Source organism: Sphingomonas paeninsulae (assembly GCF_003660165.1).
Classification (GTDB): domain Bacteria; phylum Pseudomonadota; class Alphaproteobacteria; order Sphingomonadales; family Sphingomonadaceae; genus Sphingomonas_O; species Sphingomonas_O paeninsulae.
Window position 1 is genome coordinate 1,835,686 of record NZ_CP032829.1, and the last position, 22,499, is coordinate 1,858,184.

Annotated in this window: 20 protein-coding genes, 1 other RNA gene and 1 pseudogene; 13 read left to right on the forward strand and 9 right to left on the reverse strand. The window is 59.3% G+C overall.

Going from position 1 to position 22,499, the window contains the following annotated elements; translation table 11 throughout:
* Nucleotide 1 precedes the first annotated feature (1 nt).
* Complete coding sequence (locus D3Y57_RS14450) at nt 2-1,057, reverse strand: mannose-1-phosphate guanylyltransferase/mannose-6-phosphate isomerase (protein WP_121153695.1); 1,056 nt, start codon at nt 1,055-1,057, stop codon at nt 2-4.
* Nucleotides 1,058-1,179: 122 nt separating this feature from the next.
* Between D3Y57_RS14450 and D3Y57_RS14455 the strand changes: the two genes are divergently transcribed.
* The 4 genes from D3Y57_RS14455 to D3Y57_RS14470 all read left to right on the forward strand — a co-directional run bounded on the left by D3Y57_RS14455 (nt 1,180) and on the right by D3Y57_RS14470 (nt 6,266).
* On the forward strand, nt 1,180-2,568 hold the full coding sequence (locus D3Y57_RS14455; protein ID WP_121153697.1) for a TIGR03013 family XrtA/PEP-CTERM system glycosyltransferase: 1,389 nt from the start codon (nt 1,180-1,182) through the stop codon (nt 2,566-2,568).
* Entirely contained in the window at nt 2,568-3,992 is a 1,425-nt protein-coding gene (gene prsK / locus D3Y57_RS14460) for an XrtA/PEP-CTERM system histidine kinase PrsK (RefSeq protein ID WP_121153699.1), read from the forward strand. The genes D3Y57_RS14455 and prsK overlap by 1 nt, the downstream gene beginning before the upstream one ends.
* Complete coding sequence (gene prsR, locus D3Y57_RS14465; protein WP_121155985.1) at nt 3,989-5,341, forward strand: PEP-CTERM-box response regulator transcription factor; 1,353 nt, start codon at nt 3,989-3,991, stop codon at nt 5,339-5,341. The genes prsK and prsR overlap by 4 nt, the downstream gene beginning before the upstream one ends.
* An 88-nt stretch (nt 5,342-5,429) precedes the next feature.
* Nucleotides 5,430-6,266 carry a DUF815 domain-containing protein gene (locus D3Y57_RS14470; protein WP_121153701.1) on the forward strand — a complete coding sequence of 279 codons (837 nt, stop codon included), beginning with the start codon at nt 5,430-5,432 and terminating at the stop codon, nt 6,264-6,266.
* Nucleotides 6,267-6,344: 78 nt separating this feature from the next.
* Here D3Y57_RS14470 and D3Y57_RS14475 read toward each other — a convergent pair whose 3' ends face one another.
* Complete coding sequence (locus D3Y57_RS14475) at nt 6,345-8,129, reverse strand: ABC-F family ATP-binding cassette domain-containing protein (protein WP_121155987.1); 1,785 nt, start codon at nt 8,127-8,129, stop codon at nt 6,345-6,347.
* A 163-nt stretch (nt 8,130-8,292) separates the two neighbouring features.
* Between D3Y57_RS14475 and D3Y57_RS14480 the strand changes: the two genes are divergently transcribed.
* The 4 genes from D3Y57_RS14480 to D3Y57_RS14495 all read left to right on the forward strand — a co-directional run bounded on the left by D3Y57_RS14480 (nt 8,293) and on the right by D3Y57_RS14495 (nt 12,879).
* Nucleotides 8,293-8,598 carry a hypothetical protein gene (locus D3Y57_RS14480; RefSeq protein ID WP_121155989.1) on the forward strand — a complete coding sequence of 102 codons (306 nt, stop codon included), beginning with the start codon at nt 8,293-8,295 and terminating at the stop codon, nt 8,596-8,598.
* 16 nt (nt 8,599-8,614) lie between these two features.
* Nucleotides 8,615-9,280, forward strand: a complete 666-nt coding sequence (locus D3Y57_RS14485; protein ID WP_121153703.1) for a response regulator transcription factor — start codon at nt 8,615-8,617, stop codon at nt 9,278-9,280.
* Between the two features lie 151 nt (nt 9,281-9,431).
* A complete protein-coding gene (locus D3Y57_RS14490) occupies nt 9,432-10,742 on the forward strand; it encodes a sensor histidine kinase (RefSeq protein ID WP_121153705.1) in 1,311 nt (436 codons plus the stop codon).
* A 64-nt stretch (nt 10,743-10,806) separates the two neighbouring features.
* On the forward strand, nt 10,807-12,879 hold the full coding sequence (locus D3Y57_RS14495; RefSeq protein WP_121153707.1) for a M13 family metallopeptidase: 2,073 nt from the start codon (nt 10,807-10,809) through the stop codon (nt 12,877-12,879).
* Between the two features lie 35 nt (nt 12,880-12,914).
* Here the strand turns inward: D3Y57_RS14495 and D3Y57_RS14500 are convergent, their stop codons facing one another.
* Both D3Y57_RS14500 and D3Y57_RS14505 read right to left on the reverse strand, forming a co-directional pair.
* On the reverse strand, nt 12,915-14,096 hold the full coding sequence (locus D3Y57_RS14500) for a hypothetical protein (RefSeq protein WP_162987140.1): 1,182 nt from the start codon (nt 14,094-14,096) through the stop codon (nt 12,915-12,917).
* 125 nt (nt 14,097-14,221) lie between these two features.
* The gene (locus D3Y57_RS14505) at nt 14,222-14,500 is read right to left on the reverse strand and encodes a chorismate mutase (protein ID WP_121153711.1); all 279 of its coding nucleotides are present in this window, start codon (nt 14,498-14,500) and stop codon (nt 14,222-14,224) included.
* 63 nt (nt 14,501-14,563) lie between these two features.
* On the opposite strand from D3Y57_RS14505, the gene D3Y57_RS14510 reads away from it, so the two are divergent.
* From D3Y57_RS14510 to D3Y57_RS14520, 3 genes and pseudogenes are all read left to right on the forward strand, one after another.
* Nucleotides 14,564-15,583, forward strand: coding sequence for a polyprenyl synthetase family protein (locus D3Y57_RS14510; RefSeq protein ID WP_121153713.1), 1,020 nt, complete (start codon nt 14,564-14,566; stop codon nt 15,581-15,583).
* Nucleotides 15,579-17,985, forward strand: a pseudogene (gene hrpB / locus D3Y57_RS14515) (ATP-dependent helicase HrpB). Before D3Y57_RS14510 ends, hrpB begins: the two are co-directional and overlap by 5 nt.
* Nucleotides 17,986-18,005: 20 nt before the next feature.
* Nucleotides 18,006-18,287 (forward strand): ETC complex I subunit, encoded by a 282-nt coding sequence (locus D3Y57_RS14520; RefSeq protein WP_121155991.1) that lies wholly within the window; start codon nt 18,006-18,008, stop codon nt 18,285-18,287.
* Between the two features lie 25 nt (nt 18,288-18,312).
* On the opposite strand, the gene D3Y57_RS14525 is transcribed toward D3Y57_RS14520, so the two are convergent.
* From D3Y57_RS14525 to D3Y57_RS14540, 4 genes are all read right to left on the reverse strand, one after another.
* Entirely contained in the window at nt 18,313-18,828 is a 516-nt protein-coding gene (locus tag D3Y57_RS14525) for an NUDIX hydrolase (RefSeq protein ID WP_239025864.1), read from the reverse strand.
* 10 nt (nt 18,829-18,838) lie between these two features.
* Nucleotides 18,839-19,513, reverse strand: coding sequence for a TPM domain-containing protein (locus D3Y57_RS14530; protein WP_121155995.1), 675 nt, complete (start codon nt 19,511-19,513; stop codon nt 18,839-18,841).
* Nucleotides 19,513-20,295, reverse strand: a complete 783-nt coding sequence (locus D3Y57_RS14535; RefSeq protein WP_121155997.1) for a TPM domain-containing protein — start codon at nt 20,293-20,295, stop codon at nt 19,513-19,515. Before D3Y57_RS14535 ends, D3Y57_RS14530 begins: the two co-directional genes overlap by 1 nt.
* A 71-nt stretch (nt 20,296-20,366) precedes the next feature.
* On the reverse strand, nt 20,367-20,960 hold the full coding sequence (locus D3Y57_RS14540) for a LemA family protein (RefSeq protein ID WP_121153715.1): 594 nt from the start codon (nt 20,958-20,960) through the stop codon (nt 20,367-20,369).
* A gap of 138 nt (nt 20,961-21,098) precedes the next feature.
* Here D3Y57_RS14540 and mscL point away from each other — a divergent pair, with 138 nt between their 5' ends.
* Entirely contained in the window at nt 21,099-21,530 is a 432-nt protein-coding gene (gene mscL / locus D3Y57_RS14545; protein WP_121155999.1) for a large conductance mechanosensitive channel protein MscL, read from the forward strand.
* Between the two features lie 12 nt (nt 21,531-21,542).
* On the opposite strand, the gene D3Y57_RS14550 is transcribed toward mscL, so the two are convergent.
* On the reverse strand, nt 21,543-21,974 hold the full coding sequence (locus D3Y57_RS14550; RefSeq protein ID WP_121153717.1) for an RrF2 family transcriptional regulator: 432 nt from the start codon (nt 21,972-21,974) through the stop codon (nt 21,543-21,545).
* Nucleotides 21,975-22,052: 78 nt separating this feature from the next.
* Here D3Y57_RS14550 and ssrA point away from each other — a divergent pair.
* Nucleotides 22,053-22,397, forward strand: a transfer-messenger RNA (tmRNA) gene (gene ssrA, locus D3Y57_RS14555).
* The last annotated feature ends 102 nt before the right edge of the window (nt 22,398-22,499 follow it).

A 22,499-nucleotide genomic window follows, 5' to 3' on the forward strand; every position in this document is an offset into this window, starting at 1 on the left:
CTTAATTATTTTCCTGATCCTTGATGGCCTGTACAATCCGTTTGACGTGCTGGCTCTGCCCCCGTGGCAGGATCAGGACACTATCTCCGCTCGCCACGATGATCAGATCGGATACGCCCACGGCTGCGACCCGAATGCCGTCGCTGCGGATCAGGCAATTGCTGGTGTCGAGCGCGATTACGTCGCCATGATGCGCATGGCCGTCGTCATCTGCCCCAAGTGTGTGAAGAGCATCCCAGGATCCGACGTCGGACCAGCCCATCGTGACCGGAATCACGGCCACGCGCTCGGCCTTTTCCATGACGGCATAATCGATGGAGTCAGACGGTGAGGCTGCAAATGCGTCGCTGTCAGGCAAAATCCGTGAGCCCGTCCGAGCCGCGTTCTCCATCGAAGTCTGTGCGGCCGCGAGCATCGCTGGAGCATAGGTCGCCAATGCACGGAGATACGCGTCGGCGCGAAACATGAAGATGCCGCCGTTCCAGACGTGATCGCCCGCCACCAGCATTGCCTGGGCAGTGGCGGTGTCAGGCTTTTCGACGAAACGGGCGACACGATAGGCACCCGGGCCAACCTCTTCGCCGATCCGAATGTAGCCATAGCCCGTTTCCGGTGCGTCGGGTGTGATACCAAAGGTTGCAAGCCATCCGCGCTCGACCAGTGGCAGTGCGGCATCGATCGCAGCATTGAAGGCATCGATATCGGCAATAACATGATCGCTCGGCATGATCAGTAATGGGGCATCGCCACCGCCAGCCGCAATGGCCGCCAGCGCGATTGCAGGCGCCGTGTTTCGGGCGAGCGGTTCCAGGACCAGCAGGGCATCACGGCCCGCCAATTGCGTATCTATGAGATCAGCATGACGTGCATTTGCAACAACGATAGCGCCACCGAACCGTTCGGGATCGCTCGCCCGATCCAGCGTCAGCTGAAACATGGTCAGTTCGGCGGTTAGCGATAAAAACTGTTTAGGTCGGTCTTCGCGGGACATCGGCCAAAGGCGTGTCCCCGACCCGCCTGAAAGAACAACGGGAATGATACGCGGTCGTTCAGTCATATTATCTCTTTACTCAGCAAAATGGTCATCCCTTCAGGAAATTTTCGTCAATTTGTCCGACAGGTGTAATCGGGTGTCGGATTCTTGACGCTTCAGTGCTGGAAAACGGGCAAGATCGGTAAATGTTCAGGCTGTTCAAACATTATGTTCCCTATCCGGTGCTGCTGCTTGCGCTGTTCGATTTCATCGTTTTGTTCGCCTCTGCCGAAGTCGCCTGGGTTCTCCGTGCGCACCAGATCGGGATGGGCATAAATTCACTTTTCGATCGACTGCCCCCATTAATCAGTTTCGCCTTCGCGCTACAACTCGCGATGATTGCAGTTGGCGTTTACGGTGTCGATGCCTTTCAATCGCTGCGTTTCGCATCGGCTCGACTGTTGGTTGCCATATGTCTCGGTGTCATTTTCCTGTCGGTCACGTACTTCCTCATTCCTGGGAAAACATTGTGGCGCTCGAATTCGCTTTACGCGATGGTCATTGCCTACGCGTCGCTCGTCATGGTGCGCGCGTTGCTTGGTCGGTTGCTGGGCAGCGAGGCATTTAAGCGACGCGTGCTTGTTCTCGGTGCAGGGCAACGGGCAAATCGACTTACGAAGCTTGGCGCGGAGAAGGGCGCTGCCTTTACGGTGGTTGGCAACATCGACATGGGCGACGTCGTCAGCGTCATCCCGACAGCGATCCCGCGCGCGCTTATCGACAATTTGGTCGATCATGTCGCACGGCTCGGTGCCAATGAAGTGGTGCTGGCATTGGAGGAGCGGCGCAACGCTATCCCGATGGAAGACTTGCTGCGCGTCAGGACCATCGGTGTCCACGTCAATGAGATTTCGACGTTTCTGGAGCGCGAGACTGGCCGTGTAGACTTGCGGAGCACAAACCCGTCATGGCTGATTTTCTCGGACGGTTTTTCGAGCGGGCGACGGCTCTCATCGTTTGCCAAGCGTGTGTTCGACATCGTGGCGAGCGGTGTGCTGCTGCTGATCTGCTTGCCTCTGATCCTGGTTACAGCGATCCTTATCAAGTTGGAATCGCGCGGCCCCGCTTTCTATCGCCAGAACCGCGTCGGCCTTTATGGTCAGGAGTTCACGGTCGTGAAACTCCGGTCGATGCGCGCCAATGCAGAGGTAGCTGGGCAGGCTGTGTGGGCTGAAAAGAACGATCCGCGCGTGACCCGCATCGGTCGCGTGATACGCCGGATCAGGATTGACGAATTACCCCAACTCTGGACCGTCCTGCTTGGCGGGATGAGCTTTGTCGGCCCGCGTCCCGAACGCCCATCGTTCGTCGCCGAACTGACCCAGCAGATGCCTTATTACGCTGAACGCCATATGGTGAAACCCGGGATAACCGGCTGGGCACAGATCAATTATCCTTATGGTGCGAATCTCGACGATGCGCGTCACAAACTGGAATATGACCTGTATTATGCAAAGAATTACACGCCGTTCCTCGATGTCGTAATCTTGCTCCAAACCTTTCGCGTTGTCCTTTTTCCCGATGGTGCTCGCTGATGAATATGCCTCGCGGAAAAATTCGCCCATCGCGCACTGTTGCCCTTGCGCTGATTGGCGTGCTGGCCGGTGTGACCTATTTCCTCGTTATCGTCGGTTTGATGGCCCTCCTGCATGCTCAGAAGGGAACGGCGCTCGCGTTGTCGCTGATAATCGTGCCTTTCGTCAGCGCAATCGTGGCGGCAGTCGTTCTTCCGGCGGAACGCACGTGGGCATGGTTCCGCGTTATGACGGCGAAACATTTGTTCGCCCACCGTTATGACTATCGGGCCGAATGGTTGCGTTTCACCGACACGCTTGGGCGACCGGGTGAGGAGCCCGCGCCGCTGGAAGTGCGCGTGGTCAAGGCGATTGCCGACATTGTTGATTCGCCGGGCGGATTATTGTTGTTGCCTGATGGTGGTGAGATGCTGGCGAAGGCAGGCTGGAACTGGGAGGTCGCGCCTTTAGGTTCAACCGCGCGCCTCGCAAACTTTCTCGCGAAGGGGCGTATCGTCGAACTGGACGCGCTGCGCAATGATGACGTCGACCCCGAAGAAGCCGGTGCGATCCCTGAATGGATACTCGGCGTGCCGAACACTTGGGCGATTGTCCCCCTGATCCATATCGACCGGCTTGCTGGCGCAGTGCTACTCGAACGGCCGCTGATTGGGCGGACACTTGACTGGGAAGATTTTGACCTGTTGCGTGTCGCCGGGCGTCAGGTCGCAAGCTATTTGGCAGAGGCGCAGGGTCAGGAGGCGCTGTCCGAGGCGCAGCGGTTTGACGAATTCAACCGGCGCTTCGCTTTTATCATGCACGACATCAAAAATCTTGTGAGTCAGTTGAGCTTGCTCGCTCGCAATGCAGAGCGTCACGCTGACAATCCTGCGTTTCGGGTGGACATGATCGCAACGCTGAACAGTTCGACCGCGCGGATGAATGATCTGCTCGCGCGCCTGTCGCAACATAACAAGGCGCGACCGGATGAGCCGCGCGCATTCCGTATCGCGGCCATCGTCGCCAGCGTCGCGGCTTCCAAACGGGCAGTACATCCCGTCGTAGTTGCGGGGGATACGGGATCGTTTGCGATCGCCGACCCCGCGCGACTAGAGGCGGCGCTGGCGCACATCGTCCAGAATGCGATCGAGGCCAGCCCGGCAACCGAACCCGTCACCCTCACCATCATGCCGGAAATTCATGAAACGAAAATCGAAATCGCCGACCGGGGCTGCGGCATGACCGCAGATTTTCTCCACGGCCAGCTGTTTCGCCCCTTCTCCTCTACAAAAGATGCGGGGTTCGGGATCGGGGCTTATGAAGCGCGCGCGCTGATCGTTGCCATGGGAGGACGGCTGACCGTCAGGAGCGAGCCGGGACACGGCAGCATTTTCACGATCGTCCTGCGCAGCGCAACCGAATGGTCGGCGGAGTGCGCGGCATGAGCGATGTGAGACGCAAATTGCTGATCGTCGAGGACGACGAGGGGCTGCAACGCCAGCTGCGCTGGGCTTATGACGATTATGAAGTGATCGTGGCAGGAGACAGGGCGTCTGCGATTGCCGCCCTGCGCGCAGAAGAGCCCGATGTCGTGACGCTTGATCTGGGCCTGCCGCCTGAACCTGATGGCACGGCGGAAGGGTTTGCGACGCTTGACGCCATTCTGGCGCTGAAACCCGATACTAAGGTCATTGTTGCATCGGGGCATGGTGCTCGCGAAAGCGCGCTTTGCGCGATTGCTGCCGGGGCTTATGATTTTTATCAGAAACCCGTCGATATCGATGAGCTTGGCATGATCGTCGCCCGGGCATTCCACCTCCACGCGATCGAAGCGGAGAATGCGCGGCTGGCCGAAGTTACCGGCGGCGGCGTATTAGGTGGCCTGATTACTGGCGCACCCGAAATGCTGAAGGTTGCACGCACCATCGAACGCGTTGCCAATGCCGATGTTTCGGTCATGCTGCTGGGTGCGAGCGGCACCGGCAAGGAATTGCTGGCGCGGGGTGTTCATGATTCCAGCGGACGGAATAAAGGCGCATTCGTCGCGATTAACTGCGCCGCTATCCCGGAAACATTACTCGAATCCGAGCTGTTCGGCCATGAGAAAGGCGCATTTACCGGGGCGGTTAAAACTACTGAGGGCAAGATTGAACAGGCCGAGGGCGGCACGTTGTTCCTCGATGAAATCGGCGACGTGCCATTGCCGCTGCAGGTAAAGCTGCTTCGGTTCTTGCAGGAGCGGGTGATTGAGCGGATCGGCGGGCGCAAGGCCATTCCGGTTGATACGCGGATCGTTTGTGCAACGCACCAGAACCTTGAGACGATGATTGCCGAAGGGCGCTTTCGCGAAGACCTTTATTACCGGCTTGCGGAAATTGTCGTTAAGATTCCATCGCTTACCGAACGATCGGGCGATGCCGTATTGCTCGCCCGCCATTTCGTCACGCGATACGGACATATGAATCCACAGGTGAAGGGCATTGCGCCTGATGCGCTGGCTGCGGTCGACCAGTGGGGCTGGCCCGGCAACGTCCGCGAACTCGAAAATCGTATGAAGCGCGCGGTCATTATGGCTGACGGCAAGATGGTGACTGCCGCTGATCTCGATCTGGGAGTGGGGGATGGTGAGGAAGATGTCATCAATCTGAAGGCTGTTCGCGATGCCGCCGATGACCAAGCGATCCGAAGAGCGCTCGGTCGGGCCGATGGCAATATTTCGAACGCGGCAAAGCTCCTCGGTATTTCACGACCTACGCTTTATGATCTGCTGAAGTCGCATGGCATTTCGGCTTAGGGCACTCAGGGCGTATCTCGAAAAGCTGACGTAGGCCCGGATACAGCGACGCTAGCGAACATCGCTGCGCTCGCTTATCGGGGGTTGCATGGAAAACACGCTCCGCCGAATTGCCGACGCGCTCGAACGCCTCGCCCCCGTACCCCCGGTTGCTCCGCCTGTCGATCAGGCAGCGTATGTATGGCAGCACGGTGGCCTGACCGTCGCCCATTTTGCGCCGATCGCTATCGACCTGCTGACGGGTATCGACGATCAGAAAACCACACTCGTTGGCAATACGCGTCGCCACGCCGCCGGCCATGCCGCACATGACGCGCTGTTGTGGGGATCGCGTGGTGCCGGCAAATCGGCCTTGGTCAAATCGAGTATCGGCACCGTGCGCGCCGAAGGAACGGACATTGCACTGGTCGAAATCGCGGCGGGTGATATCGCAACCATGCCTGATTTATTCACGATCCTCGGTCAATGGTCGCGGCCCGTTATCGTGTTTCTCGACGACCTTGGCTTTGATGCCAGCGAAGGTGGCGGCGGCGTTGCGGCGGCCCGCGCGTTGCGTTCGGTGCTTGACGGGGGCAGCGCGGCCCGGCCCACCAATGTCCGCCTGTATGTCACGTCCAACCGCCGTCACATCGTCGCGCGCGACATGGCTGAACAGGATTCCGCGATCAATGTCCGCGACGTCGTTGACGACCGCATGGCGCTTGCCGACCGTTTTGGCCTCAGCGTCGGGTTTCACGTCTGCGATCAGGCGACGTGGCTGGCGATGGTCGATGGCTATGCCCGCAAACTCGGACTGACGTTCGACCCGCAGGACGCTGTTTCTTTCGCGACCCAGCGCGGCGCGCGTTCGGGCCGGATCGCATGGCATTATGTCACCGAACTGGCCGGGCGAGCGGGGCGGTCGTTAAGTAACGATAAGGATTAATTCTCCCGCTTCCCTGAGCCTGTCGAAGGGTTGCCCTTCGACAGGCTCAGGGAAGCGGTTGAGTATAACGCTCGATCTCTAACTCAATCCCTCAGCTTTTTCCGCGAGCATCAGCCAGCGTTCTTCCGCCTTGTCGCGTTCAACCCGCGCGGCATCGATCGCCTTATTCAACGCCGCGAACTTCGCCGGGTTTCCGGTGTAGAGGTCAGGGTCGGCCAACAACTCCTCGTCGCGCACTATCGCGGCCTCGATCTTTTCGATCTTTTTGGGCAGGCCATCGTAATCGCGCTGGTCGATATATGTCAGTTTGGTCTTGGGCTTTGGAGCTTCGACCGCTACGGGCTTTGAAGCGTTCTTTTTTTTCGATCCGCCACCGGCATTTTCGGCGCGCCTGGCTTCCCAATCGGCATAGCCGCCCGCGACGATATCGACCTTGCCGCTGCCATCCAGACCCAGGGTGATCGTCACCGTCCGATCGAGGAAGTCACGGTCATGGCTGACGATCAGGACGGTGCCGTCATAATCGGCAACGACTTCCTGCAACAGATCGAGTGTTTCCAGATCGAGATCGTTGGTAGGCTCATCGAGCACAAGCAGGTTCGATGGCCGCGCAAATTCGCGCGCAAGCAACAAACGCGAACGCTCTCCGCCCGAAAGAGTCTTGATCGCCGCATCGACGATGTTCGGTTCGAACATAAACTCTTTCAAATAACCCTGAATATGTTTTCGGACCCCGCGCACATCGACCCAGTCGCCACCGTCAGCCACGACTTCGCGGACGCTTTTTTCAGGCGACATCAAGCTGCGTTGCTGATCGATCACCACGGCGTTCAAGGTTTTCGCGAGGATGATCTTGCCGCTGTCGGGCTGAAGTTCGCCAGTCAGGAGTTTCAGCAAAGTGGTCTTTCCAACGCCGTTGCTGCCGACCACGCCGATGCGGTCGCCGCGTTGAATTTTCAACGAGAAGTCCTTGATGATCTCTCTGCCACCGAACGACTTTGAAACCTGCTCCGCCCGGATCACCGATTTGGTGCGAACATCGTCACTGACCAGCCCCAGCTTGGCGGTTCCCGGCGGCCCGAGCATCGCGGCCCGTTCGGCGCGCATTTCGCCCAGTTTCGCCAGTCGCCCCTGATTGCGTTTGCGCCGCGCGGTGACGCCGCGTTCCAGCCAGTGCAGTTCCAGTTTCAATTTGGCATCAAGGCGTTCGGCATTGCGCTGTTCTTCGGCAAAAACCTGCTCGGTCCACGCGTCGAACCCGCCGAAGCCGATGTCCTTGCGCCGGATGCCGCCACGGTCGAGCCACAAGGTCGCGCGGGTCAGGCGCGTCAGGAATGTGCGGTCATGGCTGATCGCGATGAACGCGCCATTGAATCGTTTCAGCCAATCCTCAAGCCAGTCGATTGCCGCCAGATCGAGATGGTTGGTCGGCTCATCCATCAACAACACGTCGGGGTTCATCGCCAGCGCGCGCGCGATACCCGCACGGCGACGTTCACCACCCGAGGCCGAACTCGCCTCACGCGTCATGTCGATGCCAATCTGATGAGCGATCGATTCGACTTCATAAACGTCGGGCGCATCAGGCCCAGCCATTGCGTAATCCATCAATGTCGCATGGCCGACCATCGACGGTTCCTGGTCGAGCAGCACAACCTTTGTGCCCGGAACGACCGTCCGCCGCCCCTCGTCCGATTCGACGATACCCGCCAGCAGCTTGAACAAGGTCGTCTTGCCCGCGCCATTCCGCCCGATCAGCGCCAGCCGATCACGCGGCGCGATATGGATGTCGAGATGGCGGAAAAGCCAGCCCGACCCCTGAATGATGCCAAGATTTTCGAATGCGAGGATTGCTGCGGCCATATACTTTTTCTTCTCGCCCATCGCAGACGCGAAAGGGGCGGGGGAGGGGGGACGGATTTGTTCTGGAATGCTTGCGCGCCGCCATGCCCGCCCGCGCGCCGTCCCGCAAGTTATTCACAGCCTGTTCAATACCGCATGCCTATGCCACAAGCCAATGACACCGATGAAGCTCCTTTTTGCCAGTCTTGCCCTGTCCACCCTGTCTGGGGTTCCGCAAGCCTATGCACAGCGTCATCAGGCCGATCAGGATGAGGCTTTTCGTGGTCGTAAGGCCGGGGATCTCCGCCCGCTCCGCGATATCGAAGGTGCCATCGTGCCTCAGATGAAGCGGCGCGGCGCGGATTATATTGGTGCCGAATACGATGGCGGCATGGGCCGTTACCGATTAAAATTCATGCGCAACGGCTCTGTTATATGGGTCGATGTCGATGGTCGCACGGGTGCGATCGTCGGTCGCGCTGGCGATTAGAAACAGGGAGAAGACTATGCGGTTGCTGATCGTCGAGGACGAGCCGACGCTGGGCACGCAGCTCAAGACGTCGCTGGAAGGTGCGGGTTACGCGGTCGATCTGGCGACGGATGGCGAGGACGGCCATTATCTCGGCTCGACCGAGAGTTATGATGCAATCATCCTCGATCTGGGTTTGCCGGAGATCGATGGGCTGACCGTGCTGGATCGCTGGCGCAAGGAAGGCCGGACGTTTCCCGTACTGGTGCTGACTGCGCGCGACAGCTGGTCGGATAAGGTTGCGGGTCTCGATGCCGGAGCCGATGATTATCTCGCCAAGCCGTTTCAGACCGAGGAGTTAATCGCCCGGCTGCGTGCGCTGATCCGGCGTGCTTCTGGCAATGCGTCGTCGGAGATGACGGCGGGCGATGTTCGGCTGGACACGCGTTCGGGCCGGGTCACTCTGGCGGGTGAGCCAGTTAAACTGACCGCACAGGAATATAAGTTGCTCAGTTACCTGCTCCATAACAAGGGCAAGGTCGTGAGCCGCACCGAGTTGATCGAGCATATCTACGATCAGGATTTCGACCGTGATTCGAATACAATCGAAGTGTTCGTGACGCGTATCCGCAAAAAGCTGGGCCCCGATGTAATCACGACGATTCGCGGGCTTGGTTACAGCCTCGATGAACCTGTTGGCTGACACTGACCAAAAGCCCCTGACCTTTGTTGGGGCAGGGGCAGGGGTGGGGAACGCGCCCGCGCCGACTGGCGCTGTTCCCAAAGGAGATACGATCCCCGCCCCAACCCTTCCCCGGAAGCGTAGGGGGTCTACGGGCTCGCTTTCCCGGCGGATGATCGGCATTGCGGCGGCGTGGATTTTCATCCTGCTGCTCGGCGGTGGTGTTGCGCTCGACCGCATCCTTGCCAACGCGATTACGCAGAACTTCGATGATCAGCTCGACTATGTCCTGACCGCGATGATCGCCAGTGCGGAGACCGGCCCCGATGGCGAAGTGCGCCTGAACCGGCCCCTCGGCGATCAGCGATTTCTGGAGCCGAATTCCGGGCTGTACTGGCAGATTACCGGCAAGAATCAGGAACCGTTTCGTTCGCGGTCGCTGTGGGATCATGCACTTTTGCCCGGCGGCAATCATGATGACATGTCGCCGCACTTTTATGACAGCACGCAGTTAGGCGGCGAGAAGTTGCGTATCGTAGAACGCGATATCCGTCTGCCGTTGTCGGCGACGAATTGGCGGTTTCAGGTGGCACAGAGCCGCGATGGCATCGATTCGCAGATACTGATGCTTCGCAAGACATTGGTCCGCAGTTTTGCGCTGTTGGCACTCGGGCTGTTGCTGATGGCGACGCTCCAGACGTTTTACGGATTATGGCCGCTCAGGAAACTGCGACAGGCGATCATTGCGATGCGTTCGGGGCAGGCTCAGCGCATCGAACAGAATCGGTTGCCGCAGGAAGTCGCGCCGCTTGTCGACGAGTTGAACGGCCTGCTCGAACATAATGAAAAGCAGGCGGAAGAGGCGCGTCGGCACGCCGGCAACCTTGCCCATGCGCTGAAAACACCGCTGACCGTGGTAATGAATGCCGCGACAGCGCGCAGTCCGGATCTGGCCGATACCGTGATCCGTGAGGCATCGACTATGCGTCGACAGGTCGATCACCACCTTGCCCGAGCGCGTGCTGTTGGGCGGCGTGGACATGCGCACAGCCGGGCCGAAGCTTGGCTGTCTTTGCAGGCCGTCGAACGCGCGGTGGGGCGGCTTTATGGCCATGTTCGTATCGACATGGCGGGTGAGAAACATGCATCGGTTCATGTCGAACGGCAGGATTTGGATGAAATGCTCGGTAATCTGGTCGAGAATGCGGCCAAGTACGGCGGCGGCAGCGTTTTTGTTACCGTCGTGCGTGATGACAAGTTTGTGGAGTTTCAGGTCGAGGACGACGGCAACGGTATCCCCGAGGCCGAGCGCACGCGGATATTCGACCGCGGCGTGCGGCTGGATAGTGGCAAGCCCGGCACCGGCCTCGGCCTCGCAATCGTGCGCGATGTTGCTGAAATCTATGGCGGTTCGGTGACCGCCGACGAAAGTGAAGACCTTGGCGGTCTGCTCGTGCGTTTACGGCTGCCTGTGGTCGCCTGACCTTGCCTGACACTGAATCGAGGAGCAGAAACTGGCCATCCTCTGAATTCGGAGTCGCAATTTGATGAAATATGTTCTGTTCACGACCGCCTCACTGGCGGCCATCGTTTCTATCGCTACGCCTGGTCTCACCGCCCCTCCTGCTCCGGCCCCCGCGACCACTCCTGTTACAACTAACCAGCCACAATTTGTGCCATTCGGCGTCGATCTTGCCGCGATGGACAAGACGGTCCTGCCGGGCGACGATTTCTACAGCTACGTAAACGGAACCTGGAACCGGACGACCGAAATTCCCGTTGACCGGTCGAGCTGGGGTGGGTTCAATATCCTGCGCGACCTGTCCGATCAACGCACCCGCGCGGTGATCGAGGATTCGGCCAAAACGCAAAATGCGCCGGGTAGCTCGGGCGAGAAAATCGGACTGGCTTACGCAGCTTTCATGGACGAGGCCGCGATTGAAGCGAAAGGCATTACGCCGGTAAAGCCGCAGCTTGATGCCATCGCCGCTATTGCCACACCCAGCGATCTGGCGCGGATGTTCGGCAAAGACGACCGGATTGGTGTCACCGGCCCGCTCGGCTTTGATATTGAGCAGGATCTGAAGGACAATACGATTTACGCGGCGTGGCTGGGTCAAAGTGGCCTTGGTCTGCCGGACCGCGATTATTATCTGAAAACGGACGCCAAATCGGCGGAGATCCAGACCAAATATGTCGCACACATCGCGGCGCTGCTGCGCCTTGCCGGGCAAACCGATCCAGACGGCGCCGCCAAGCGGATTTATGCGCTCGAGCACAGTCTGGCGCAGGTTCACTGGAGTCGAGCAGAGGAGCGGCAGGTCGAGAAGCTTTATAATCCCGTCGCAACAGCCGATCTGGTCAAGACCATGCCCGGCGTGGATTGGGCTGCATGGCTTTCTGCGGTTGGTTTGGGTGGCGAAAAGCGGGTCATCGTCCAGCAGCCGTCTTCAGTCACCGCGACTGCAAAGATCATTGGCGAAACGCCGATCACAACGTGGAAAGAATATCTCACCTACCACACGCTCGCCAGCGCAGCGCCACTGTTGACCAAGGCTTTTGTCGCGGAAGATTTTGCGTTTAACGGCACTGTCCTGTCGGGCACGCCGCAGTTGAAGGATCGTTGGAAGCGTGGTGTGGATCAGGTCAATGGCGATCTGGGTGAAGCGGTCGGCGAACTGTATGTCGCGCGCTATTTCCCGCCTGAAGCCAAGGCGAAGGCCGACGAACTCGTCCGTAATATCACTACGGCAATGGATGCCCGGTTGCAGCGTCTTACATGGATGGCACCCGAAACAAAGGTAAAGGCGCGCATCAAACTGGCCGCTTTCACGCCAAAGATCGGCTATCCGACCAAATGGCGCGATTATTCGACGCTGAATATCGTGGCGGGGGATGCATATGGGAATTCGATCCGCGCGAACGAATTCGAATTTCAGCGCAATCTGAACAAGATCGGCAAGCCCGTGGACCGCACCGAATGGGGCATGACGCCGCAGACGGTGAACGCTTATGCTAATCCGCCGATGAACGAAATCGTGTTCCCGGCGGCCATCCTGCAGCCGCCGTTCTTCGATCCCAACGCTGATCCCGCAGTTAACTATGGCGCGATCGGGGCGGTGATTGGGCATGAGATCAGCCATCACTTTGACGATCAGGGCCGCAAGTTCGATCCCAAAGGCAATCTGAACGACTGGTGGACCGCCGCTGACATTGCCCGGTTCAAGGTGCTGACCGACAGCGTCGTCAAGCAATATGGCGAGTATGAACCCGTTGCGGGCGCTCATGTGAATGGCGAGCTTACGCTTGGCGAAAACATGGCCGATCTGGCGGGCCTGAACGTCGCCTATAACGCGTATCACCTGTCGCTCCACGGCAAGCCCGCGCCGATCATTAACGGCTATACCGGTGATCAGCGATTCTTCCTCGGCTTTGGGCAAGTATGGCGGACCAAGATGCGCGAAGCTTCGATCCGCAAGCAGATCACCACCGATCCGCATACGCCAGGCAATTATCGCCCCTATGTCGCGCGCAACCTCGACGCGTGGTACACGGCGTTCAACGTGAAGCCCGGCCAGAAATATTATCTGGCCCCGAAAGACCGTGTCAAAATCTGGTAAGTTTAAGATGTGCGAGGCGTCCGCGCCTCGTACATTTACCCAAGCAGTCGGAAAATGAACGGCGACATAAGGAGAAAACCGGCGACGAATTTTCGAAGACTCTCGCGTTCGATGCCTCTGAAACAGGCGACGCCCGCGAGCGGCACAATCTCTATCAATGGCAAATAATATCGCGGGAATGCGTCCATCAGCCAGCCGGTCGCGAGATGGCGCTGATAACTGAAGCCGATGTGGATGATCATAGTTGCTGTAATCGCAAGTGCACCGGCACATACGATAGCCGGATAGTTTATGGTGCTATCCCCAGGCCCACGGCCCCCCAGTCCACGGAAAAGCGATTGAGCCGAATAACCTGTCCCTGCCACAGCGAGGCCAATTGCCGTCAGCGGTATGATCAGCAGCGCGCTGTGCCAAGACGATCGAGCATCCAGCATGGGCATCCATCCGGCCACGAATGACTGTAGAAATTCAAAAACATAAGCGATCGCGCCCAGCCGTGGCTCGTCGGCCCAGCCGGTAATCCTTGCCCCGTCCAGCAAAGACGCTGCTTGCGCGGGGGTATTGGGTGCAGGGCTGCCATAGCCAATCCATAAGCCGATGGCAGGTATGGCGGCGATCAACAGGGAGAATATGGCGATCGCAATCTGCCTGCGGTTTACCAGTCGATGAGCCCAGGCGATTGCCATTACCGCGACCAGAAAGCCGCCCGCGAGCATCAATCCCGTCAGTTTGGCGGCTGCGGCGATGACGACGCCAAAACCTGCGATGAGTAGATCGGCAGTACGAAATCTGTTTAAAAATCGCTGGACGCCAAAAATCAGAAGTGCGCCACCAAGAAATGCGAGATTGTCGTTGTTGATCGACCCGGCCATCTGCGGCAGCACAGGTATGCACGCCAGACCGAAAGCAAAGATGAGGCGTTCTTCCACGGTCCTGGCGAGTGAGATCATTGCAGACAACATCAAGGCCAAACCGAGAGTGACGACCACGACGTTGATCGCTCTGTGCCAAATCAGAGCTTCTGGATGTCCCTCTATCCGTGGCCCGATCACCGCCAGCATCCGATAATAGGGATCGGCATGATTGAGGTAGCTGGGTTTCGATGTGAACGTGAAGGTCTTTGGATCGAGCATTCGCAATTGTTCGAGACGCACCGGTCCGTGATGAGCCTGTAAATCCGCGACGTAGGATGCATGGGCCAGTTCGTCGAAGCCCACCCTGATGTCTTTTCTAATAGCGCTTGTGAATGCCGAAATAACAAAAGCGATAAAGAGCACGAATATCACCAGCCGCGTTCGTACGGCCTCGTTGCCGATGAGTGCTGGTGATCGCACGTTCACGATTACGCTTGCATCCCCGTATGGTGTCGGATCACTTCGTCGATGATGAATCGCAGGAATTTCTCTGTGAAGTCGGGATCGAGTTTTGCGTCCTCTGCAAGACGCCTGAGTCGCGCGACCTGTGAGGCTTCACGGCCGGGGTCGGCGGGTGCCATCCCCGTCGTTGCCTTATACGCGCCCACCGCCTGCGTGACCTTGAAACGTTCCGCGAGCATGAAAACCAGCGCGGCGTCGATATTGTCGATACTTTCGCGATATTTCTGCAACTTGTCGTCGGTCATCGGCACTCTCCACCCTTAACGCGCTCTTGCCTTACCCGAAGCCGCGCGCCACAGGAATTGTCAATGACCGCGACCCTTCACAGCATTTCAGGTGATGCTACCGCCGCCCCCTCGATGGACGCGCTTGTCGCACTTGTCGCGGGCGATCTTCGTCATGTTAATCAGGTCATTCTCGACCGAATGCAGTCGGAAATACCGCTGATTCCAGAACTTGCCGGGCATTTGATCGCCGGCGGTGGCAAGCGGATGCGTCCGATGCTGACGCTGGCCTGCGCGCAGTTGCTGGAATATGGCGGCGCGCGTCATCACAAACTCGCCGCCTGTGTGGAATTTATCCACACCGCGACGCTGTTGCACGATGATGTGGTCGACGGTTCGGGCCTGCGTCGGGGTAGGCGTACCGCGAATATCATATGGGGCAACGCCGCGAGCGTGCTGGTCGGCGACTTCCTGTTCAGCCGGTCGTTCGAATTGATGGTCGAGGATGGCAGCTTGAAAGTGCTGCGCATCCTGTCGAATGCCAGCGCCGTTATTGCAGAGGGAGAGGTCAATCAATTGACTGCCCAGCGTCAGGTCGGATTGGGCGAAGAGCGTTATCTGGCGATCATCAGCGCAAAGACCGCCGCGTTGTTTGCAGCTGCCTGTCGGATCGCAGCCGTCGTTGCAGAGCGTGATGATGGCGTCGAACTCGCGCTCGATGCCTATGGCCGCAACCTTGGCATCGCATTCCAGCTTGTCGATGACGCGCTCGATTATGCCTCTGATGCGGAGACGATGGGTAAAGGTGTCGGTGATGATTTCCGTGAAGGCAAGATGACGCTTCCCGTCATTCTGGCCTATGCGCGTGGGACGGACGAGGATCGCAAATTCTGGAAGGATGCGGTCGAGGGACGTCGTGTTTCCGACGAAGACCTCGCTATCGCAATCCGACTCGTTCGCGAAACCGGCGCAATCGACGATACCATCGCCCGTGCACGGCATTACGGGCAGCGTGCCATCGACGCGCTGGGGCCGTTTACGCGTGGAACGGCCAAGTCTGCGCTGACCGAAGCTGTCGAATTCGCGATCTCACGAGCATATTAAGGCTAAGGTGACGCTCCCGATCCACGCGGTACTTCCCGAACTTCTCGAAGTTCTGCGCGGATCGTCCAATGCCGTTCTTGTCGCGCCGCCGGGCGCGGGCAAAACCACCGCCGTCGCGCCTGCCCTGCTGGATGAGGCGTGGTGCAAGGGCGAAATTCTGTTACTTTCGCCACGCCGGATCGCGGCCCGTGCCGCCGCCGAACGCATGGCCGAACTTCGCGGTGAACGGGTTGGTGAAACGATCGGCTATGCGACACGGATGGATTCGAAGCGGTCCGCACGGACGCGCATCCTCGTCCTGACCGAAGGCATATTTCGCAATCGGATACAGGCCGATCCCGAACTTGCGGGTGTGTCGGCGGTCTTGTTCGATGAAGTCCATGAACGCAGCCTCGATTCTGATGTGGCGCTTGCCTTTGCGCTCGATGCGCAGAGCGGCCTGCGTCCTGACCTGCGTTTGGTGGCAATGTCGGCGACCCTCGACGGCACGCGCTTTGCGACGTTGATGGATGCGCCCGTTATCGAAAGCGAAGGCCGCGCATGGCCTTTGGAAATCAGATATTCAGGCCGCGCATCCGACCGGATCGAGGACGCGATGGCCGGAGCAATCCGCAGCGCCATTGCGTCCGATCAGGGTTCGCTGCTGGCATTCCTGCCCGGCGTTGCCGAGATTGAACGCACCGCCGAACGTCTCGACCGATTGCCGTCGGATGTGGCGGTCCACAAGCTTTACGGCAATCTCGATCCCGCAGCGCAGCGCGCCGCCATCGCGCCGTCACCAGGACGTAAAGTCGTTCTGGCGACTAGTATCGCCGAGACCAGTCTAACCATCGATGGCGTGCGGATCGTGGTCGATTCGGGGCTGGCCCGGCGTCCGCGCTATGATCGATACGCCGGTCTGACTCGGCTGGTCACCGAACGCGCGTCGCAAGCGGCGGTCACGCAACGGGCAGGGCGAGCGGCGCGACAGGGACCGGGACTGGCCGTGCGTTTGTGGGAAGAGGCGGCGACGGGTGGCCTGCCGCGTTTCGACCCGCCTGAGATTATGGAAGCCGATTTGTCGGCACTCACGCTCGATTGTGCGATCTGGGGTGTGACCGATCCGCGTACGTTGCGCTGGATCGATCCGCCACCGGATGCCGCCGTTACAGAGGCGCGCGGGCGATTGCTGACGCTTGGTGCGATCAATGAGGATGGCCGCCCGACTGCGCATGGAGAAGCCATTGCGGCAATCCCGCTGCCGCCCCGCCTCGCGCACATGCTGATCGCGGCGGAGGACAGGGCGTTGGCCGCAGAGGTGGCGATGCTGTTGAGCGAGCGGGGATTGGGTGGCCCGGATACCGATATCGATGCCCGTTTGTCGCGATGGCGGGGGGGCCGGGGCAAACGCGCCGAAGCCGCCCGATCAATTGCGCATCGCTGGGCCGATGGTGCCCGACGCGGCGACGGTGGGGCGGGGCAGTGCATTGCGCTGGCATTCCCGGACCGTGTGGCAAAGCGGCGTTCGGGGGATGGCGTGGACTGGATTAGTGTCGGGGGCGGGGCTTTCGGCTCGATCCTGCATCTTCACTGGCTCGTGCCGAATGGCTGGCCGTGGCGGAAACTCAAGGGGGGCGGCGGGGGCGCGGATCGTGTCGGCTGCGATGCTGAGCGGTGGAGAAGTGGAAGCCCTGTTTGCCGATAGGATCGCCGTCAAAGAATTGCTGAAGTTCGATGCTGCGACGGGGGGCGTGACGGCGCGGCGGGAGCGGCGGTTTGGGGCCATTATGCTGAGTTCGGCTCCTTTCGATGCGTCACGTGAAGCTGTTGCCGAAGCGTTGGTCGAGGGTGTGCGTGTTCATGGCTTGTCGGTTTTGTCATTGTCGGAAGCGGCGCTGGCGCTTCAGGCGCGGGCCGGGTTTGCGGGCGTTCCGGGCATTGATGACGCGACCCTGATCGAGCATCTGGACGACTGGCTGCCGGGCCTTGTTGTTGGGAAGCGGCGGCTGTCAGAGATTGACGCTGGTACGCTGATTCAGAGCTGGCTGAACCTGCTCGACTGGAGCGACCAGCAGGCCATCAACGCACGCGCGCCTCGCGAATTCGTGTCGCTGGCGGGGACGCATCACGCCATCGACTATGGGGCACCTGCCGGGCCAACCGTGGAATTGCGGGTGCAGGCTTTGTTCGGGCTGGCGACGCATCCGACAATTGGGAACGGTGTTCCGCTCGTTCTCAGCCTGACGTCGCCGGGTGCGAAACCGATCCAGACGACGCGTGACTTGCCGGGTTTCTGGAAGGGAAGCTGGTCCGATGTCGCAAAGGAAATGCGCGGGCGTTATCCCCGGCACAACTGGCCCGACGATCCGGCCGGAGCGGCCGCATCGCTCAAGACCAAGAAGGCGCTTGCGAGGGACCGGTGATCTGCGGCATTGAGGCACGCATGAGCCACGCCCGCATCTTTCAAAAGCCCAAGAATGCCATGCAGTCCGGTCGCGCAGGCACCGACAACTGGATATTGGAGTTCGAACCCATAGAGGCGAAGAAGCCCGATCCGTTGACCGGATGGGCAGGTTCGGGCGATACGCGCGGGCAGATCGTGTTAACGTTCCCGACCGTCGAAGCGGCGAAAAGCTATGCTGATCGGCACGGGGTCACCGCGCACGTCATTCCGGCACCGGAGCGGTTGTTGAAGCTGCAAACTTATGCGGACAATTTTAAGTAAGGCGGTGCTGGAGTCTGGTGTCCGTCTAGAAAATCGACGGCCCCAGCAACAATAACAGCTTCACGTCGATCACGATGCCATCACGGCGCTTGCGCTCGATGAACGCGGGCACGTCGGCCAGCGCGATCCGATGAACGGTGATGTCCTCACCCTCGACCCCGCCGCCTTCACCGACTTTCGTCAGACCATGCGCCTTCACAAGAGTGAATGTTTCCGACACCATTCCTGGCGACGAGGCGTATGTGCCGAGAAGTTCGATATGGTCGGGCCGCCAGCCGGTTTCCTCCTCCAGTTCGCGTGCCGCAGAGGTGGCGATGTCTTCGCCCTCGGTTTCGTCACCGACCAGACCGGCTGGAAGTTCGAGGCACTGCGCCTGTAGCGGCACCCGGTATTGCTCGACGAGCAGCACATGATCGTCAGCTATGGCAACAATCACCGCCGCGCCGATGTTGCGCGCCCGACCGACATATTCCCATTTTCCGCGCCGTTTTGCCGTTATGTAACGGCCAGCCCACATGGTTTCTTCGGGTTCGTCAGTCACAGTTGAACCGTCACAGTTCGATCAGGCGATCGGGTAGTTCGTCCACGTCATCATCCGCGCGCGGCAGGTGGCTGGAAAGAATGGTTCCGACCTGCCCAATGGCGGCGATCATGCCGTCTGCAATTCGTCCTTCCCGGACTTCCCGGATCAACGCGGCCATTGCGTCGCCCCATTCTGTGTCAGGCACGACGCTGTGAACAGCCTGATCCGCAACGATCTCCGCCATATGTTCGCCCAGTGACAGGTAGATCAATATGCCGGTGTGTCCCGCGGTTCGCGCCTCGGTGCCGACCTTGAATAGTTCAAGCGCGCGCCGCCGCACCCGTCGCCGACGGGTTGCTTTCGGTGTTAGCCACAGCCGCAATGGCATATAGGTCAGCCCGTAACGGACGATCAGGAACAGTACGGCCAGCACGGTCCACAGCACCGTCAGAACACGCATTAGCGAAGGTTCATGCACCCATCCGCCACTGAACACGCCGAGCAGGTGCAGATAGGCGTCGGGCCAGATCGCAAAGGCCGCCAGTGCCAGGAACATCGCCAGCACAGCGTAATGCAGCCCGGCATCGTGATAGCTGTCCGACCGGTCGGCAACGATCGTAACGATCTCCCCCGACGTTCCGGATTCTGCGGTTTGCACTGCATCGCTGATCGCTTGCCGTTCGGCATCCGTGGGGCGACGCATCACCATCCCCCGGATGCTCCGCCGCCACCGAACGAACCGCCGCCCCCGGAAAAGCCTCCGCCTCCGCCGTCTCCGCCGCCGCCGCCCCAGTCAGACCCGCCGCCACCACGTCCGCGCATTGCCGCATCGAGTGCGCTCCACAAGATGATCGAACCGAGGCCGCTGCCGCCGTGGCTGCGCCCGCTTGCTCCCCGCCGCAACAGAGGCAAAACGAAAAAGATGAAGAGAAAGATGAAGGGCAGGATGGCACCAATCGGAATTCCCGCACCGCTTTTGCGCGTCTCAGTCGCTGCTGCTGCCATCTGCGCCTGTGCCTGTTCGGGTGGCAGCTTGATCTGTTCGGCAATCGCATCCACGCCCGCGCTGATTCCGCCTGGGTAATCATTGGCTTTGAAATGAGGCAGTATCTGCGTGTTGATGATGATGCCGGAGTAAGCATCCGTCAGTACCGGTTCGAGCCCGTATCCGACCTCGATCCGCACCTTTCGGTCGTTCGGCGCGACGAGCAGGATTGCACCGTCGTTGACGTCTTTCTTTCCCAAAGCCCATGCGCGGCCCAGCTTGTAGCCATAGTCCTCGATCGGATAGCCCTGAAGATCAGGGATGGTCGCGACGACGAGTTGATGCCCCGACGCGGTTTCCTGCGCCTGTAGTTTGGCATCGAGCGCGGCCACCTGGTCGGGCGACAATATCTTCGCCGCATCGACGACCCGCCCCGTCAGGGGAGGGAACGTCTGCGCAAAGGCTGGCATCGCGAACAATGCGATGAGCAGCGCGATCATGCTTTTCAGGCCGATAATCCTGAGCGACTGCACTGTCTTGTTACCTTGGATAAAAGGGCAGGGGTTCCGACTTAGTTGAAATCAACCTTAGGCGCGTTCTGTGCCCCGGCAGATGTTGCGGTGTATGTCGCCATCGGTTTCGCGCCATAGAAAATCTTGGCACCGATCGCCGCCGGGAACGTGCGGATTTGGGTGTTATACGACTGCACCGCGACATTATAATCGCGGATCGCAATGTTGATGCGGTTCTCGGTACCCTCGATCTGCTGCATGAACGTCGAGAAGTTCGCCTGGCTCTTCAACTCGGGATAGGCCTCGACATTGGCCATTAACCGGCTGAGCGATCCGCTCAACTGGCCCTGCGCGGCCTGAAACTGAGCGACCTTGGCAGGATCGGTCAGATCGTTCGCGCTGACCTGAATCGAGGTCGCCTTTGCGCGCGCTTCGATCACATCGGTCAGAATTTTGCCTTCGGACGCTGCCGAACCCTTTACCGTCGCCTGCAAATTGGGGATCAGGTCGGCGCGGCGCTGATACGACGCCTGAACGTCCGCCCATTTGGCTTTTGCATTTTCTTCGGCGGTTGGGATTGAATTGATGCCGCAACCGGCCAGTGCAACCGCTGCGACGGGTGCGATCAGGGCAAAGCGTGATGGGAAACGCATGGTCGTGGCTCTCCGGTCTGTGTGTAGTGCGCGATTAATACACCAGCGGTGTAGGGCAGCGCAATCGGCCACGCAATCGGGGTTGCAATCGATCACGTTTCGTAGGCTATTTCGTAAACAGCAGAAAAGGAGGAAATGATGTTTCAGGAATTCAAGGCATTCGTCAGTCGGGGCAATGTGCTCGACCTCGCCGTCGCGGTCATAATTGGCGCGGCGTTCGGCAAGATCGTCACTTCGCTTACCGATGATATCATCATGCCGATTATCGGTAAGGTGTTCGGTGGCCTGGATTTTTCCAGTTATTTCCTGGTGCTGGGTAAGATCCCCGCCCACTATGCTGGCTCACCCACTGACTATGCAGCGTTGAAGAAAGCGGGCGTCGCCTTGCTCGGCTATGGCGAATTCGTCACTCAAGCGGTGAATTTCCTCATCGTCGCCTTCATCATCTTCATGCTTGTCCGCGCGGCAAACAAAGTAATGAAGGTCGAAGCGGTCGCGGCCGCTGACCCTGCCGATGTAGCGTTGCTGAAAGAGATTCGTGACGAGCTTCGTGCCCGTCCCAAGCTTTAAGCGGCCAAAGCTTTAAGCAGCCGCAAGGTCCTGAGCGGTGGCACCGGCAAGGCTGGTGCCATCCAGGATCCGCGCTGTATCGTCGCGAACGATCATCATCGCGCGGCGAATGGCGCAGTTCGCTTCGCTGCGGCAATCCTTGCAGCGTTTGTAAGCTGTTCGACTGACGCAGGGAACAAGTGCCAGCGGCCCCTCGATCGTTCGGATGATATCGCCGAACGAAATCAGGTGGGCGGGACGGGCGAGATGAAATCCCCCGGCCTTGCCCCGCGTCGACAGGACAAACCCCGCGTTGCGCAACTCGCCAAGAATTATCTCGAGGAATTTACGTGGGATCTCTGCCTCAGTGGCAATCCTGCTCATCGGTACAGGTGGGCCACCAGCCTTCTCACTCGCCAGAACGAGCATTGCGCGAAGCGCATAACGGGACCGTTGCGTCAACATATACTGGCTTCATAGCGGTTTAGCCATGAACGGCAAGTTGTGACCTGTTTGTCCGCAATTCATCGCACAGCGCGATCAGCACTTTTCATTCGGAAAAGCGGGGCTATATTGGAAGGGCCTAGGCTTCGGCCTCGGCTATGGTGATAAATGATGCCGTAAAATAGATGCAGCGGACCCGGGGGCGGTACCCGGCGGCTCCACCAAAATCAGCTTTTCGGCTGATCCTGATGGGGCCGAACTAGGATCGACGTGTATTGAAAGACGGTATTTTTGCCGGGCCTGAATGCGCCCTAAAACCGTTCAAAACGATAAGTGCCAACGATAACGAGGTACTCGCAATCGCTGCATAACAGAGTCCTTCTGGGATAATGTTATAAGGTGTTAGCGCGGTTCGGACCGCACCGGGCAACAGAAGCGGAAACCGGCGGTACGGGGAGCACCGAGCAACAGAAGCTCCCCACTTAATGCTGAAAATGTTCGGGGTTACGGAACCACGGGCAGGTTCGGGGATTGTTGCGTTCTGGA